Annotated in this window: 13 protein-coding genes; 7 read left to right on the top strand and 6 right to left on the bottom strand. The window is 65.9% G+C overall.

The features are described 5' to 3' along the window. The first annotated feature begins 71 nt into the window (after positions 1 to 71). The 3 genes from ACNO8S_RS11760 (at position 72) to ACNO8S_RS11750 (ending at position 5,374) form a co-directional block, all read left to right on the top strand. Entirely contained in the window at positions 72 to 2,540 is a 2,469-nt protein-coding gene (locus ACNO8S_RS11760; RefSeq protein ID WP_420181959.1) for a DUF5059 domain-containing protein, read from the top strand. A 567-nt stretch (positions 2,541 to 3,107) separates the two neighbouring features. After that, on the top strand, positions 3,108 to 3,941 hold the full coding sequence (locus ACNO8S_RS11755) for an endonuclease III domain-containing protein (protein ID WP_191449933.1): 834 nt from the start codon (positions 3,108 to 3,110) through the stop codon (positions 3,939 to 3,941). A 119-nt stretch (positions 3,942 to 4,060) separates the two neighbouring features. Beyond that, positions 4,061 to 5,374 carry an MFS transporter gene (locus ACNO8S_RS11750; protein WP_064288832.1) on the top strand — a complete coding sequence of 438 codons (1,314 nt, stop codon included), beginning with the start codon at positions 4,061 to 4,063 and terminating at the stop codon, positions 5,372 to 5,374. A 113-nt stretch (positions 5,375 to 5,487) separates the two neighbouring features. Here ACNO8S_RS11750 and ACNO8S_RS11745 read toward each other — a convergent pair whose 3' ends face one another. Both ACNO8S_RS11745 and ACNO8S_RS11740 read right to left on the bottom strand, forming a co-directional pair. Beyond that, the gene (locus ACNO8S_RS11745; RefSeq protein ID WP_420181958.1) at positions 5,488 to 6,519 is read right to left on the bottom strand and encodes an aldo/keto reductase; all 1,032 of its coding nucleotides are present in this window, start codon (positions 6,517 to 6,519) and stop codon (positions 5,488 to 5,490) included. Positions 6,520 to 6,581: 62 nt separating this feature from the next. After that, on the bottom strand, positions 6,582 to 7,001 hold the full coding sequence (locus ACNO8S_RS11740) for a disulfide bond formation protein B (protein WP_420181957.1): 420 nt from the start codon (positions 6,999 to 7,001) through the stop codon (positions 6,582 to 6,584). 117 nt (positions 7,002 to 7,118) lie between these two features. On the opposite strand from ACNO8S_RS11740, the gene ACNO8S_RS11735 reads away from it, so the two are divergent. After that, the gene (locus ACNO8S_RS11735) at positions 7,119 to 7,421 is read left to right on the top strand and encodes a hypothetical protein (RefSeq protein ID WP_420181956.1); all 303 of its coding nucleotides are present in this window, start codon (positions 7,119 to 7,121) and stop codon (positions 7,419 to 7,421) included. Positions 7,422 to 7,439: 18 nt separating this feature from the next. On the opposite strand, the gene hpt is transcribed toward ACNO8S_RS11735, so the two are convergent. Further along, positions 7,440 to 7,988 (bottom strand): hypoxanthine/guanine phosphoribosyltransferase, encoded by a 549-nt coding sequence (gene hpt / locus ACNO8S_RS11730; protein ID WP_014041107.1) that lies wholly within the window; start codon positions 7,986 to 7,988, stop codon positions 7,440 to 7,442. A gap of 118 nt (positions 7,989 to 8,106) precedes the next feature. Next, positions 8,107 to 9,630 (bottom strand): phytoene desaturase family protein, encoded by a 1,524-nt coding sequence (locus ACNO8S_RS11725; RefSeq protein ID WP_420181955.1) that lies wholly within the window; start codon positions 9,628 to 9,630, stop codon positions 8,107 to 8,109. A 149-nt stretch (positions 9,631 to 9,779) separates the two neighbouring features. Here ACNO8S_RS11725 and ACNO8S_RS11720 point away from each other — a divergent pair, with 149 nt between their 5' ends. The 3 genes from ACNO8S_RS11720 to ACNO8S_RS11710 all read left to right on the top strand — a co-directional run bounded on the left by ACNO8S_RS11720 (position 9,780) and on the right by ACNO8S_RS11710 (position 12,944). Beyond that, positions 9,780 to 10,844, top strand: a complete 1,065-nt coding sequence (locus tag ACNO8S_RS11720) for a Brp/Blh family beta-carotene 15,15'-dioxygenase (protein WP_420181954.1) — start codon at positions 9,780 to 9,782, stop codon at positions 10,842 to 10,844. A 79-nt stretch (positions 10,845 to 10,923) separates the two neighbouring features. Next, complete coding sequence (locus ACNO8S_RS11715) at positions 10,924 to 12,120, top strand: GNAT family N-acetyltransferase (protein ID WP_420181953.1); 1,197 nt, start codon at positions 10,924 to 10,926, stop codon at positions 12,118 to 12,120. 104 nt (positions 12,121 to 12,224) lie between these two features. Further along, positions 12,225 to 12,944, top strand: a complete 720-nt coding sequence (locus ACNO8S_RS11710; protein ID WP_420181952.1) for an aspartate/glutamate racemase family protein — start codon at positions 12,225 to 12,227, stop codon at positions 12,942 to 12,944. 65 nt (positions 12,945 to 13,009) lie between these two features. Here the strand turns inward: ACNO8S_RS11710 and ACNO8S_RS11705 are convergent, their stop codons facing one another. Together ACNO8S_RS11705 and ACNO8S_RS11700 are read right to left on the bottom strand one after the other, a co-directional pair. Continuing rightward, complete coding sequence (locus ACNO8S_RS11705; RefSeq protein WP_050036958.1) at positions 13,010 to 14,386, bottom strand: hemolysin family protein; 1,377 nt, start codon at positions 14,384 to 14,386, stop codon at positions 13,010 to 13,012. Positions 14,387 to 14,442: 56 nt separating this feature from the next. Beyond that, on the bottom strand, positions 14,443 to 16,032 hold the full coding sequence (locus ACNO8S_RS11700) for an oleate hydratase (RefSeq protein ID WP_420181951.1): 1,590 nt from the start codon (positions 16,030 to 16,032) through the stop codon (positions 14,443 to 14,445). Between the last annotated feature and the right edge of the window lie 95 nt (positions 16,033 to 16,127).

The raw sequence follows: 16,127 nt of genomic DNA, 5'->3' as shown, positions 1-16,127 counted from the left end.
AACTACGAAGGGTTTTAGGCTCGCCGAAAGATCGGTGCTGTTAAGTCTTTTAGGCCTGCCTAATCGACTGTATGCCACAGAGACGCGACTTGCTGAAGACGGTGGGGATCGCTGCGACGGGACTCCTTGCTGGCTGTCCAAGCCAGGGGTCGTCCGAACCGAACACGGCGTCAGCTGATACCGAAGCAGCGACAGAACAGGTAACGGGTGCGGAAACCGACGAGGGGGACGAAAGCGGCGTCTCGGTCGGGCCGATGACCGCTGTCGCGACTGAGTGGAACGTCTACCGGGCGCGGTTGTACGATGCCGTCGCGCTGGGTCGGGCCGGTGCGCCCGGTGCCGGGGCGGCTGTCGCCCAGAGCGTTTTCGCCCGCTTCGAGGGGGCGTCGGGCGAGTACGGAGCCCACGAACAGCTAGAAGCCACGTCCGAGTCGGCATACGAGGGGTTCGAGGACGCGCTCGGGTCCGTCCAGTCGTCGCTGTCCGAGGGCGACGTGTCCGGAGCCGCCTCGGCCGCAGACAAAGCGTCGGGCCACCTCCAGACAGCGCAGCAGGCCGCTGCCGGACAGCAGGCCACCAGAGTGCTGGACCTGCTCGTGCTGGGTAGTCGGGCGAGCAATGCCGCCATGGCCGGGACGCTGGGCGCTTTCGAAGCGGCCGCTACCATCGCGGAGGAGACGATGACCGCGTTCGAGGACGCGCTGGTGTACAGCAAAATAGAGACTGCGGACGCGGAGTCCTACGAAGCCTTCGAGAACGCACTGGCTGGCATCGGTTCCGCCGCGGGCAGTGAAGACGCGAGCGGTGTCACCGAACAGGCCCGCGCCGCGCTCGATGCGACTGTCACAGGTGCGTATGCGCTGGTCCAGCAAGAGGCGGTCGCTGGTGCAGGTCACCTCGCGACGATGCAGGCCCGCGGCTGGGACGCGGCCGCACTCGCGTCCGCCGGCGGTCCCGGGCAGGCGTACGCGCACACGGTCACGCTGAACAGCTACCGTGCCCGGATTGCCGATGCGGACTGGCTCGCCGCCAACGACGCGGCCGATGCAGCGTCGACGGCCGTCGAGAACGTCTTCGCTCACTTCGAGGGAGCGAACGCGCACGACGCGCTGGAGGAGGCCGACGGCGAGGCCTACGAAGCCTTCGAGGGCGGACTGGAGGACCTTTCCAGTGCCATCGAGAACGGGAGCGCGGACGGCATCGACAGCGCCGTCGAAACGGTCGATACGAACCTCGTGACTGGTATCGAAGCGCTGGTCGGCGGCGAGGACGCCCGGGCGGCGCTGGAGTCCGCCTTCTTCCGTGCGCGCATTGCGGACGCTCGCGAACTGTATCGCCTCGGCGACGCCGACAGCGCGGCGACTATCGTCTCAGACGTGTTCGCCCGCTTCGAGGAGAACGAACTCGGCTTCCACGAGACGATGGAGCACGAGAGCGAGGACCTCTACCATCGCTTCGAAGAGGAACACCTCGTGGCACTCCAGTCGGCCTACGAGAACGACGACAGCGAAGCCGTGGCGACCCATCACGACGGGGTCCAGCAGGCCTTGCTTGACTTCGAAGCGGCCCTGTCGACGGCTGTCGCCAGCGGAGCGGAGGCGGACTACATGATCGGGCGGGCCTTCGACGCGGCCGGCCTCGCGGCGCTGTCGGAAACCGACCGCGCGGCGACCGTCATCCAGGATACCTTCGCCCACTTCGAGAGCGGCGCGGCGGGCTTCCACGAGGCGCTGGAAGAAGCCGACGAGGAAATCTACGAGAGCTTCGAATCGACGCTTTCCGACGTTCGTGCCGCCGCTCAGGACGGTGGGGATGTCACCAGCGCGGCGACAGCGTTCAACGACGAGGCCATCGCGGCGGCGTATGCCATCGCCGGGAGCGCCGGCGGCAACGGGGAGGCCGCGACAGCCATCGTACAGGACGTCTTCGCGACCTTCGAGGAAGCACGGGTTCACGAGATGCTGGAGGAAGCGGACCACGACGCCTACGAGCACTTCGAGGCTGCGTTGAGCGACTACTCGCAAGGGCTTACGAACGGCGACGGGGACCCGACAGTGCTTGCAGATGCGACGCGAACCGCGCAGTTCGCTGTCGTCGGCGCTGTCGACAGCGCCCCGAGCGGGTCCGGAGGCCACGGTAGCGAGGAGTCCGAGGAGACTGAGACGTCGCTGTCCGGCGGCCCGAACGTCGTCGAGGGCGTTCCCGACGACGCCGACCACGTCGTCGACATGGAAGCAGTGGCGTATGCGCCGGAAGAACTCACTGTCAGCGTCGGCGATAAAGTCGCCTGGGAACACGTCGGCGGCGAACCGCACTCGGTCACCGCTGTGGCGGACGAAATCCCGTCGGACGCGACCTACTGGGCCTCCGGCGGATTCGAGAGCGAGTCGGCCGCACGCGAGGGATGGGAGAACGGGGAAGGGGCAGTGCAGTCCGGCCAGAGTTACGTTCACACGTTCGAGACGGCTGGCGAGCACGGCTACGTCTGTATTCCGCACGAAGCCGCGGGGATGGTTGGCACCGTCATCGTCGAGGAGTAATCGACGCTCTACTTTTTGGCTCGCCTAGAAACCGATGGCTTTTTGTATTTTAGGGTAGCCTAAACAATTGTATGCCGGACGAACAGGCCACATCGAGACGGGATATCTGTCGCCGTAGCGAGTCGGGTACTGCCGTCCCTGTCGTCCGCGCAAACGCCGCCCTACAGGAGGTGAGAGTCAGGACGTGACCGGGTATTGACCTGTCAGTCTCGACCATCTTTCGCGGCGACGACCACCGTGGGCATAGCCCGTCGCCGCGCGCCACGAGTTTTTCGTGTCTGTCCCGTGGGCGTCTCGCCCCAAGGACGCCCCATTTCAGGTCCTTTGCTGTGGACCACACCGGAACTATCGGTCCTCCCAGCGGATGGTGTCTGGAGAGTACGAGAACCCATCTCACATCGTCTGTATCAGCACTTTTGTGATGACGCTCAGCCCGGATAGGTCCCGCCGCCAATCACTCCCGTTCATCATACCATTGACGACGATAGCGACGGCGAAGAAGCGATGCCGCCGTCATGCGAACGGTTCGGGGTAGGCGTTTTGAGTCCGCCGGCCCTGGCACTGGATATGAGCGACGAGGAACCAGCGGAGAACATCAGCGGCGGGACCGCTGGCGGCGGCCAGTCAGCCACGTTCGACCCGGAAACGGCTGGGACGCGGGCCGAAGCTATCGTGGACCGCCTCGGCGAAATGTACTGGACGAAGACCTACGGCGGCCGGGACGCCTTCGAGTGCCTGGTCCGGACGATTCTCAGCCAGAACACCTCCGACAAGGCGAGCCAGCCGGCCCACGACGAATTGATGGCGCGGTACGGGAGCGGCGGCGGGGCTGCGAGCGGTGGCGGCACCGATGCTGACCTCGCCCGCGCGCTGGCCGACGCCGACCAGCCCGAACTCGCCGAGACCATCTCCTCAGCCGGGCTCTACAACCAGAAGTCCGAGCGCATCATCGCCCTCGCTCAGCGTATCTGCGAGGAGTACGGCGGTGAGGCCGGGTTCGACGAGTTCGTCCGCGACAGCGACCCCGAGAAGGTGCGGTCAACGCTGCTCGACATGAACGGCGTCGGCCCGAAGACCGCCGACTGCGTCCTGCTGTTCGCGGGCGGTCGCGGCGGTGTGTTCCCCGTCGATACACACGTCCACCGCATCGCCCGCCGGATGGGGCTGGCCCCACCCGATGCCGACCACGAGGCTGTCCGCGAGTATCTGGAACGCGACGTCCCTGGGGAGAAATGCGGCTTCGGACATACCGCGATGATCCAGTTCGGCCGGGAGTACTGTAGCGCCCGGAAGCCGGCCTGTTTGGACGACCCCGACGCCTGCCCGCTGGCGGGCCACTGCGACCAAGTCGGCGTGTATCCGGCCGCTGACGAGGTCACCGACCCATCGGAAACGGTCTAACGCTTCACAGTACCCTGCAATACTATCGTTGGGTGCTGATATCTGCACTCTCCTGTCAAAAATCGTACTGAATCACGTTTCAGGAAGTGCTTTAGTCCCCCGAAAGTGACAACGTCCGTATGTTCGGACCGGTATCCGACCGTGGGTTAGTGCGCCGGTACTACCTGTACCGTGCCACGATTTCGGTCGGATTCATAACTCCCATTTTCACCTTGTTTCTCCTGCGAACACTGACGTTCACACAGGTCGGTGTCCTCTCAGCGGTCTGTTCGGCGCTGTCAGTCGTCGGCGAGATACCAACAGGCTACGTCGGTGACAGGCTCGGGCGGCGTGCGAGCCTCCTTCTCAGCGTGCTGTTCACCGTTACCTCACTCGCAGGCTTCGTTCTCGCTTCGGGGTTTCTCTGGTACGGCTTCCTCTATGCACTGTGGGCGCTGGCGCTGACGTTACGCTCGGGGAGTATGGATGCGTGGCTGTACGATACACTCTCTGAACGACTCGATAGCGGGCAGTTCAGCCATATCCGCGGCCGGGGTGACGCGATGCAGAACTGGACTGCGGCAGTCTCAATGGTTGTCGGTGGCCTGCTGTACGGGCTGGACCCGATCTATCCGTTCGTTGCTGCGGTCGGTTTCAATAGCCTCGGGTCCGTCGCACTGCTTTCATTGCCGAAGAACCGGCAGTACGCAGACCGGGGTGGTGACTCTGACTCCGGCGACCGTCTCGATCCGCTGGAAACCGTCGCCGTCATCCGCACGCATCTGGCTCGACCGCCGCTCCGAGCACTGATACTGTACATCGGACTGTTCTATGCCGTGTTGAGCGTTTCTCACACCTACGTCCAGCCGATGGCGGTCGAGACGCTGGGGCCGTACGTCGCCACTCTCGGCGTAGAGGTCCCTGCTGGTGGTCCGATCGCGGCGGCGCGAGCAGGTGAGGCCGGCGCGGCGCTCGCGCTCGGACTGGGTGTGCTGTACGCCGCCCTGACAGCAGTCTCGTCCGCTGGCGGCTACTACGCCGGCGCAATTGAGGCCCGTCTCGGCGTCCGCAAAGCCGTGATCGTCGTGCCAGCCCTGACGGCTGTCGCGCTCGTGGTACCGCTGTGGATTGCGCTGGTGGCACTACCGACGTTCGCGACAGTCCGAACCGCGAAGCCGCTGGTCCAGCCCATCGCAAACGGGTATATTAACGACCATGTCGAGGCGGTCGGGCGGGCGACGTTGCTCTCAGCGGTCTCGATGTCGTATATGGCTCTCCGGACGCCGCTGGCACTTGCTGCTGGGGTGGCGGCGGATGCAACCACGGCGACCACAGCAGTTGCGGCGCTTGGCGGCCTGTTTCTCGTCGCTGGCGGCGCAGTCTGGCTGTTCGGGGCGATTGCGCCTGAGGCAGTGACTGCGTCCGGTGACAGGGCCAGCAAATCGGCATCGTAGGGCCGTCGGCAGTCGGCCGGGAGTTCCGACCGGCTCAGGAGTATATCGCAGTCTCCTCCGAACGACAGCGGACTATCCCGACTACAACGCGGTTCGGTCAGTTTGTATCCCGATTACGCCCGGTGGCCCCAGCGCTCGCCGTTCTCGGCGTAGCGGGCACTCACAATCCGGTTGAACTGGTCGTCGGACAGCGAGATGTCGGCCGCGCCGACGTTCTCGTCGAGCTGGTCGACGGTGCGCGCGCCGACGATGGGGACGCAGGTGATATCCGGCTGTTCGATGAGCCAGCGGAGCGCGACCTGGGCGGGCGTGGCGTCGAGTTCGTCCGCGACGGCGCGGAGTTCGTCGAGGACGTGCCAGCCGCGCTCCGAGAGGTAGAAGTCCTCGAAGCGGTCGGACAGCGAGCCGCGAGCGCCCGCCGGTCCCTCGAAGGCCGTCGGGTCGTCGTCGTCCGTGCGCTCGTACTTGCCCGTGAGGAAGCCGCCGGCCAGCGGCGAGTACGGACAGACAGCGATGTCCTGATCGGCACACACATCGAGGTAGTCTTTCACGTCATCGCGGTAGCCGGCGTGGAAGAGCGGCTGTGTCACCTCGAAGCGTTCGTAGTCCTCGACGTCGCTCTTCCAGAGGGCCTTGGTCAGTTGCCAGGCGGCCATCGTCGACGCGCCGAGGTGGTGGACCTTGCCCGCGCGGACGAGGTCGTCGAGCGTCGACAGCGTCTCCTCGATGTCGCTGTGCTCGTCCCAGCGGTGGATGTAGTAGAGGTCGAGATAGTCCGTGTCGAGGCGGTCCAGCGTCCCCTCGATCTGTGCGCGGATGTGCTTGCGGCCGAGACCAGAGTCGTTGGGGCCGGGCTCGCCGCGACCGTCGAAGGGGAAGTACACCTTCGAGGCGATGACAAAGTCCTCACGGTCGTAGTCGTCGAGCCACTCGCCGATGTACTCCTCGCTGGTCCCGTTGGGGTTGCCGTAGACGTTGGCGGTGTCGATGAAGTTGATGCCCCGCTCCCACGCCGCGTCCAGCAGTTCGTGGGCCTCCTCGCGGTCGGTTTCGACGACGCCGCCGGTCTCCCGGCCGAAGCGCCAGGTGCCGAAACACAGCTGTGAAACCGTCGTTCCGGTCGAACCGAGTCTGGTGTATTCCATATCGGGGGCACGACGGGCGACCGGAAAAAGGGGTGCGGTCCCGGCGAAGGCTGTCCGGTACTCTACGACCGCTTCACGGACGCCGCGACGACCAGCCCGGTCACCAGGAGAAACGCCGTCAGCGAGAGGTTCGGCACGGTCAGACCGAGCACCCGGTACTGTATCTGCGCACAACTGACCGCCCCGATGCCGCAGGTCGTCTGGCTCACCTGCAGCCAGGAGTGGTAGGCCGCGATGGCGGCCCCCGGCACCGCCAGCGGCAGCGCCGTCCGGACGACACCGGGCCGGTTCTCGACGGCGGCGACGCCGAGGACGACCACCAGCGGATACATGAGGATTCGCTGATACCAGCAGAGCCGACAGGGGGTCAGCCCGAGGCCCAGCGAGAGATAGAGGCTGCCGGCCGTCGCAACGGTGGCGACGGTAGTCGCCGCGGCCAACAGGAACCGGGCTCGGTCGGAATCGGATCGAGAATCGCCCACAGGGAAGCCAGCGTTTGCTGGCGGAAAAAGCGTTCCGAGAGTCGCCCTCTTTCTCGGCTCCCGCCTGACCGGAGCGCCAGCGCTCGCTTTTTCAGTCCTGCCGCCGACAGCCAGCGTATGCCTGATGATTCGGACCCCGAGGCGAACCTCGAACAGTGGAAGTCCGCGATGCAGGAAGAGCACGCTGAGGCCATCGCAAACCCCGACCCCGACGAGTCCCACCAGATCGAGGGGGTGGCACAGGTCACATATCGGGTGACCTTCGACTACGACGCCGACGAGGACGCGCTCGAACGGGCCAGCGCCGAGGAGGTCGACGACCTGACCGACCCCGAACTGCTCTCCTGTGCGTGTGGCGTTCGCGGGATGACGCCCGAGGAAGCCCGAGAGCACATGGCCGCCGCTGTCGAGCAGGCGTAAACAGGGACAGCAGTCTTCTCAGTCGTGGATGGTGACGCCGTTCTGATCGACCGAGATATCGAGCAGGCTGGTCACTTCGTAGTCGGTGTCGTCAAGCGCTGACTCGCCCTGTTTCCGGAAGACGACGACGATGTCCGAGATATCCGCCCCGATATCGTCGAGCGCCTCGCAGATGGAGGCCATCGTGCCGCCGGTCGAGAGCAGGTCGTCGACGATGAGCAGGTCGTCGCCCGCCTCGATGTCGTTGATGAACATCTCCGACTCGGAGTAGCCGGTGGTCTTGTGCAGCGGGACCTCGTCGTCGAGGCCGTAGGAACGCTTGCGGATGACCACGAGCGGAATGTCCGTCTGGAGCGAGAGCGCGGTCGCGATGTGGATACCCATCGCCTCCGGCGCGACGATCTTGTCCACGTCGAGGTCGGCCGCCCGCGTCACGCCGACGACGACCTCGCGGAGGAGTTCCGGCTCCAGCATCGGGACGCCGTTGCTGAGCGGGTGGACCAGGTAGGAGTATCCGTCCTTGTCGATGATCGGGGCTTCGTGCAGCGACTCGCGGAGCTTCTCCATGCCCCCGTTACCTGAAGCGGGACAATAAACCGTTCGAGGCTGGGCTGCGGTCTGTGCGTTACAGTATCATGTTGTGACTCGGACGGTCCACACAAACGACGAACCGAAAGCCACGGCGTCAGTCCGCCGTCGAGGCCGAACGGTCCTGTTTCGTCTCGAACGGGCTGTCCTCGATGATGTCGCGGGCGGTGTGTTCGCCGCTGATGAGACACATCGGCATCCCGATACCGGGGGTCGTGTAGGCCCCGGTGTAGTAGAGCCCCTCGAGGCCGGCGCGGTGGCCGGGGCGAAGCGGCCCGGTCTGGAACAGCGTGTGGGCCAGTCCGAGCGCCGTCCCCTGCGGGTCGCCGAAGCGCTCGGCGAATTCGCTCACGCAGGCCGACTCCTCGACGACAATGCGGTCACGGAGGTCCACACCGGTCTGTTTGGCGAGGTCGTCTAGAACGAACTCCCGGTATTCCTCGCGGATGTCGGGGCCGTCGTCTAGCCCCGGCGCGATGGGGACGAGAACGACGACGGCGTGGTGGTCGTCCGGGGCGACCGTCTCGTCGGTCTTCGACGTAACCGACAGGTAGTAGGCGGGGTCGTCGGGCCACGCCGGGCGGTCGAATATCTGCTCGAAGTGGCCGTCCCAGTCCGTCGGCAGCACCAGCGAGTGATGCGCCAGCGGCTCCACGTCGCCCTCGACGCCGAGATACAGCATGAACGCGGACGGCGCGTAGGTCTGGTCGTCCCAGTACTCGGTATCGTGGTCACGCGCGGCGGGGTCGAGCAGGTGCTGCTCGGTGTATGCGGGGTTGGCGTTGCTGACGACGATGTCGGAGCCGACGACGCCGTCCTTGGTGGTCAGTTCGAACGCCCCCGCCTCGCCGGCGATGTGCTGGACCTCGGTCCCGGTCTGGACGTCGACGCCGAGTTCGCGAGCCAGCGACCCGAGGCTGTCGACGACGCCGGCGATGCCGCCCTCCGGGTAGAACACGTTCATGTTCAGGTCGACGTGGCTCATGATGCTGTACAGCGCCGGGGTGTTGTGTGGCGCGCCGCCGAGAAACACCAGCGTGTATTCGAGCAGCTGCCGGAGCTTCGGGTGGTCGATGTAGCGGCCCACGTAGTCGTCCATCGAGCCGAACAGCCGCGCCCGCGGCGCGAGCGGGAGGAGGTCGGTGTCGACGTAGTCCCGCAACCGCTCGCGGCCCTCGTAGACGACCCGGTTCATCGCCAGTTCGTAGTTCTGTTCGGCCCGGTCGAGGTACTCGGCTAGCGCATCGCCGGCCCCCTCCTCGTAGGACTCGAACACCTCGCGGGCGTTCTCGCGGTTCGGCCGCATCGTCACGCGATCGCCGTCCTTCCAGAACACCCGGTACTGGGGGTCCAGTCGCTCCAGTTCGTAGTAGTCCGCGGGCTCGCGGTCGAAGTGGCCGAAGAAGCGCTCGAACACGTCGGGCATCAGATACCACGACGGACCGGTGTCGAACCGGAAGCCGTCGCGTTCGAGGACGCCCGCGTGCCCGCCGAGGCGGTCGTGGCGTTCGACCAGTCGCACGTCGGCCCCGGCGTCGGCCAGATAGCACGCGGCCGAGAGGCCGCCGAAGCCGCCGCCGACGACGGTCACCGTCCGGTCGCGAGGGAGGCCATCACGCATAGCAGCCGCTAGCGACTATGACTGAAAAAGGGTTGTCTGGATTCTCAAGACCTCACAACAGACACTGTCATAATTAATCCACTGGGCCGTTCCCAGTTCGCTGGAATCGCTTGTCTCGTTTATTGTGAGTATTTCCCTAGGGCCACGATATGCCCACGACCGGCCTGGGGTCCGTCTGGCAGCGGCATCGGGACACCGACCGCCATCCGTCGCTCTGGCTCTCGCGGGCGAGCCTGCTGGTGCTCGCCGCCACCTTCGGCCTCCTCGGCACCGTCGGCGTCAGGGTCCCGCTCCGGGCCCAGATGGTGGTGTATCTCGTCGGGATGGTCGCGCTCAATCTCCCCCACGGCGGGTACGAGCACTTCGAGAACCTCCGCCGCCGTCGCCCCTCGTTTCGCTGGCGGTACGTCGCGGTGTATCTGGCGGCCATCGGCGGATTCGTCGGCCTGTTCCTCGTGGCGCCAGTCGCCGGCCTCGCGCTGGCGCTGACCGTCGCCATGGCGAAGGGCGGGCTCGGCGGCCTGCAGGTGCTGGAAGCCACGAGCGGCACCGAGCACCTCCGGACACGGTTCCAGCGCGGGCTCGCAGCGGCCGTCCGCGGCGGCGCGGTGATGCTCGTCCCCATCGTGTTCTGGCCGCAGACGTTCCACGCGTTCAGCGCGCTGATGGTCGGGCTCGTCGAACCCGGGGCGCTCTCGTCGTACGCGGGCTCGTTCGACACGACCCGGGTCGTCATCGGGTCGGGCTACGGTCTCGCGCTGGTGACACATATCCTGCTGGGCTACGTGCGCGGCGGCGGCCGTTCGTGGCTCGTCGACGCGGGGGAGTCGCTGCTGCTGGCGGCGTACTTCGCGTTCGTTCCGGTCCTCGTGGCTGTCGGCCTGTACTTCCCGTTCTGGTACTCCGCCCGACAGGTGGCGCGGACGGCGTCCGTCGAAACAGAGCCGGTCGGCGACGAGCGCTGGGACCTGCTCGGCGGCGCGGACCCCTCGACCGTCGCACTGCGCGCCTGGGTCGTCCTCGTCGTCGGGGCGCTGGCCACCTTCGGCGTCCTCGTCGCCGTCTACTGGGCGTTCCCGAACCCACTGGGGACGAGCGACCTGCTCCCCGGCGCGGTGGCGTTCTGGAGCGTGTTCATCAGTATCGTCGCGCTCCCGCACATCGTCGTCGGGTCGGTCCTCGACCGTGACCGGGGTATCTGGTACGTTCCGTGACGGCTCAGTACTCGGGGACGGCCACGGCGTCGGTCCACAGATGACTAGGTTTCTGTAGCTGGCGAACACCTGGGACGGTATGTCCGAGTTGCGCCCCGTCCCGGCGACTGACCGCGAAGCCTGCCAGCGGATGCTCCAGTACGCGTTCGCGCCCGAAACGGGTCCGGTGACGCCGGAGCCCGATAGTGACTGGCCGCCGTCGCTGTTCGACCAGCGAGGCCTCTACGACGACGACAGCCTTCGTGCGGTCTGCAAGCTCTACTATCTCGACACGACCGTTCGCGACGAAGCGGCGACGGTCGGCGGCCTCGGCGCGGTCGCGACGCCACCAGAATACCGCGGGCAGGGATACGCCGCCGACCTCTGTCGGCACGCCTTACACGAGTACCGCGAGGCCGATGTCGGGTTCGTCACCCTCTGGCCGTTCTCGACGCCGTTCTACCGACGCCTGGGCTGGGGAACGGCGAACACCTACCACCGCTACGACCTGCCGCCGTCGGCGCTCCCGGACCACTCCACCGCCGGACAGCTGGTCCGCCTCGACGCCGACGACTGGGAGCGGCTCCGTCGGGTCGAGACCGCTTCAGCCGCCGGGGCGGCGCTCTCGCTCCGCCGCTCGGAAGCGTGGTGGCGCGAGCGGACGCTCGCCGACTGGGACGACGACGGCGTCCCGTACTGCTACGGCTACGAACGCGACGGGGACCTCCGTGGGTACGTCGTGTACACCGTCGCGGATGACGCGGACCACACGCTCTCGGCCACACAGTTCGCGGCCGCCGACGAGGAGGGTCGCCGCGCGCTGTTCGCGTTCCTCGGGACCCACGGCGCACAGATAGAGCGCGTTACACTCCAGTTGCCACCCGACGCCGACCTCCTCCATCGCGTCGACGACCCCGGCGCGGTCGACTGTACCGTCGAGGCCGGACCGATGGTGCGGCTCACCGACATATCTCATCTCGAACGTCTCGACTGGCCCGACACCGACCTCGCCTGTACCCTCTCGGTCAGCGACCCGCTGCTCGACCGCAATGACGGCTTGTTTCGGCTGACCGTGGAGAACGGCTCGGCGAGCGTCGACTCGGTCGCGAACCGGAACGAGCCGCCGTCGGCCGACGCGTCGGTGGATATTGCGACCCTCTCTCAACTGGCCGTCGGGACCCATGGCGTCGACGCCGCCGAACGAGTGGCCGGCCTGGAGATACGCGACGACTCGGTTCGGGACCCGCTCGCTACCGTGTTCCAGCCCGAGCCGGTGTATCTGGGCGAGTTCTTCTGAGAGCGTTCCCCAAGACAGCTCCTCCCAGTCGACGCTCACTGGCGAGCTTGGGGGCGGAACCGCTAAGCGAACTCGCTGGGAAGGGGCCACTGAGTGTCACCACGATGCCACTAGACGAGATGCAGACAATCGGCGTCCTCGGCGGGATGAGTAGCGAGTCGACGCGGACCTACTATCGGCGTATCGACCACAGAATCAACGACGCACTCGGCGGGCACAGTGCAGGCGATATCGTCATCCGGAGCGTCAACTTCGCCGCCATCGAGCAGTGTATCCGTGACCAGGCCTGGGACAGCGCCGCGTCAATCCTCGTCGATGCGGCGCTGGACCTGGAGGCCGCCGGAGCCGACTTCGTAGTGATGGCGACGAACACGATGCACCGGGTCGCGCCCCAACTGGTCGAGGCACTCTCGGTGCCGTTCCTCCACATCGTCGACGTGGCGGCGGAGGCAATCCGTGCTGCGGGCATCGAGACCGTCGGCGTCCTGGGGACGGACGCCGTGATGTCGGGGGCGTTCTACCACGACCGGTTCGCGTCACACGGCATCGAGACGGTCGTCCCCGACCCGAGCGCCCGTGAGGATGTCGACCTGATTATTTTCGATGAGCTGACCGCCGGCGAGGTGCGCCCCGACTCACGAGCGCGGTATCTCGACGTCATCAACGGGCTGGTGGAGGCGGGGGCACAAGGGATTGTCCTCGGCTGTACCGAAATCGAACTCCTCGTCGAACAGTCGGACTGCCCCGACACGCCGCTGTTCGACACGACGGCGCTGCACGTCGAGCGAGCCGTTGACCGAAGCCTGGCGGCCGTCGTGGACTGATTCCCTTGTAGACGGGCGGCACTCCGTGACTGGCCCTGTTCTCGTCACCCGGGTCTGGGACCGGCTCAGTCGGTGGTCGGGGTGTCGCCGTCGTTCGCTCGAATCCGAACCGTCGAGATACGGGTGCCGTCGACGCTTGTCACCTCGAACGCGTGTCCGGCCGCTTCGGCGGTATCACCGACTTCCGGCGCGCGGTCGAGATGACTCAGTACCAGCCCGCCGACGGTTTCGACTGCGTCGCTGTCGAGGTCGACACCGAGCGCCTCGCTGACTGTCGACAGCGGGACGCCGCCGTCGGCGTCGTAGCTCCCGTCGCTTCGCTTGCGGATGGCGTGTTCGCGGCCGTCGACGTCGAACTCGTCGCGCAGGTCGCCGACGACGGCCTCGACCACGTCCTCGATGGTCGCGATGCCTTCGAGCGACCCCCATTCGTCGATGACCGCGGCCATCTGCCGGCGGTCTTGCCGGAACTGCAACAGGAGGTCGTTGATAGCGGTCGTCTCCGGGACGACCGGTATCTCGTGGGCGATATCGCCGGCAGTCGTGTTTTCGTTGCCTTCCTCGCCGGCCCGTAGCACGTCCTTGACGTCGATGAACCCGACGATCTGGTCGCTGTCGTCGGCATCGACCACCGGATAGCGGGTGTGTCCCTCGTCGAAAACGACTGCCCGGATATCCGACAGCGTGGCGTCGGCCGGCACGCTCACGACGTCGGGGCGCGGGACCATGACCTCCCGGACGACCGTATCGTCGAGGTCGAACACGCGCTCTATCATGTCGACCTCCGCCGCGTCGATGTTCCCCTCTTCGCCGGACCGAGCCAGCACCCGGCGTATCTCACGCTCGCCGAGCGTCTCGTCCGTTTCCGAGGCCGGCGGGACGCCGAGCAGTTGCGTAAAGGCGTTCGCCGAGCCGTTGAAGACGACGATACCAGGATAGAACAGGTAGTAAAACAGCTTCATCGGCGGTGCGAGCAACAGTGAGAGCCGCTCGGTCTGGGCAATCGCGAACGTCTTCGGTGCGAGTTCGCCGAAGACGACGTGGAGGAACGTGATGATTGTAAACCCAATCGCGAACGCCACGAGGTGGAGGAGGGTCTCCGGCAGTATCGGTGCCAGAACAGGTTCCAGCAGCGCCGCCACGGCGGGCTCACCGACCCACCCCAGCCCCAGCGAGGCGAGCGTAATCCCGAGCTGGGTCACCGCGAGGTAGTTGTCCAAGTCCGCCATCACTGCCTGGAGCGAGCCCGCACCGGCTTTCCCCTCGTCAGCGAGCTGTTCGACAGAGGTGCCGCGAACGCGAACGAAGGCGAACTCCGCGGCGACGAAAAAGCCGTTCAGTCCCACGAGTACCAGCGCCAAGACGAGCTGTGCCGCCGAGAGCGCGAGGTTTACCATCGCAGCCTCCGGACGGCGAGCGGCGGTGTGTTCATACACACCCATCTCCGTCACCGTACTAAAGTGCTGGAATCTCCGCGCCCGTACCGCCGTCGACTCTCTCAGCGGTACGCGGCGCGGACAGTGTCCGCGATGACACCGGGCTCCCGGTAGTGTTTGGTCACCGGGGGGACTTCCCGGTCAAGGTCGAGCATCTCGTAGACGGCGGTCATCGCCGACCGGACCGAGTACTCGACGGTGAACACCACGTCCCGCGGCTGTTCGGCGTACTGTCCGAGGAACGCCAGGTTGTTCGACCCGTCAGGAACGACTTCGGGTCGGTCACCGGGCTCCCGGGGCTGGAAGTGCGCCGTGATGAACGGCATCATCGCCGGGATGCAGGTCACGTCGTCGAGTAGCTCCGGGAGCCGTTCCTCACACTGCAGGTGGTAACACAGCTCCTGGAGGATCTCCCGGCCGGTACACTCGGACATCGGTTTCTCCACGTAGTTCCCCTCGCGGTCCGGGAACAGCGCGTAGCCCCAGAACACCTTCACGTCGTCCGGCTGGTTCGCGAAGTGGGGCTGTGCGGCGACGACTGTCGACAACAGCCAGTTCGACCCGAGGTAGGTGACGAGCCCGTTGCCCGGTTCCTCGTTCGTGAAGTCGACGATGTGGTCGAACAAGTCGGTGTTGTGCAGGGTGACGGTGAACGACTCCCACTTCGTCTCCGTGACGTTGTCCGCGAACACCGACGGGTTGCCGAACTGTGGGTTGTCCTCGGCGATGGACTTCCACAGCTCCCACGACGCCCCGGTTTCGTTCAGTTCGGGGGCCTCGTCCATCCCGCCGATGGACGAGCCGTCGGTCATCGACCCGTTCGTCACGAACACGAGGTCGGACGGCTCGACGGGGACCGTCTCGGTGCCGCTGTCGGTCTCACAGTAGAGCCGCTCGACGGTACGCCCCGTCCGCGACGGGACGATATCCATATCGGTCACCTCGTGGCCGTACTCGAAGGAGACGCCCCTGTCTTCGAGCCAGCGCCGGAGCGGGAGGATCATCGAGTCGTACTGGTTGTACTTCGTCCGGTCGATACCTTCCATGGTGTGCAGGCGCGGGAACTCGTGCAGGAACCGGTACATGTACCGCCGGACTTCGGCGACGCTGTGCCACGGCTGGAACGCGAAGATCGTCGCCCAGACGTACCAGAAGTTCGTCTCCAGGAACGACTCGTCGAACCACTCTTCGATGCGCGTGTCACCGAGTCGCGGTTCGGGCGTGAGGAGCAACCGAGCTATCGACTGTCGATGCTGGCTCGTCAGTCCGTACTCGCCCGCGTCGATCCGTTCGCCCTCGTGCATCAGCCGCGTTTTCGCGTACGAGGGGTGCGCTTCGTTGAACTCGTCCATCACGTCTTTGACCGACCGCGAGTCGTCTTCGAGCGACGGGATGGACTCGAAGAGGTCCCACGTACATTCGTACGCCGGATAGTTGAACATCCTGCCGCCCCGGATCAGGTAGGCCTCGTCCGGGTCGCCAGCGCCGTCCATCGCGCCACCGACGACGTCCAGCTTTTCGTAGACATGGATGTTTTCGCCGGGCATATTGCCGTCCCGTACGAGGAACGCCGCCCCAGCGAGGGAGGCAATACCACCGCCGACGAAGTGTGCGTCGCGGTCAGTGACGTGTGGGTGCTGGTGGATGGTCATTTTGGGTCACCGTCATGTAGTACTACGCAACTCCCAGCCCTAACCGTTGCCAACATATGTACAGCAGTTTATAAGAGGGGACATCTCGCCGACAT

Source organism: Haloarcula sp. KBTZ06 (assembly GCF_048595605.1).
GTDB lineage: Archaea > Halobacteriota > Halobacteria > Halobacteriales > Haloarculaceae > Haloarcula > Haloarcula hispanica.
This window is presented reverse-complemented; position numbering and strand designations above follow the sequence as displayed.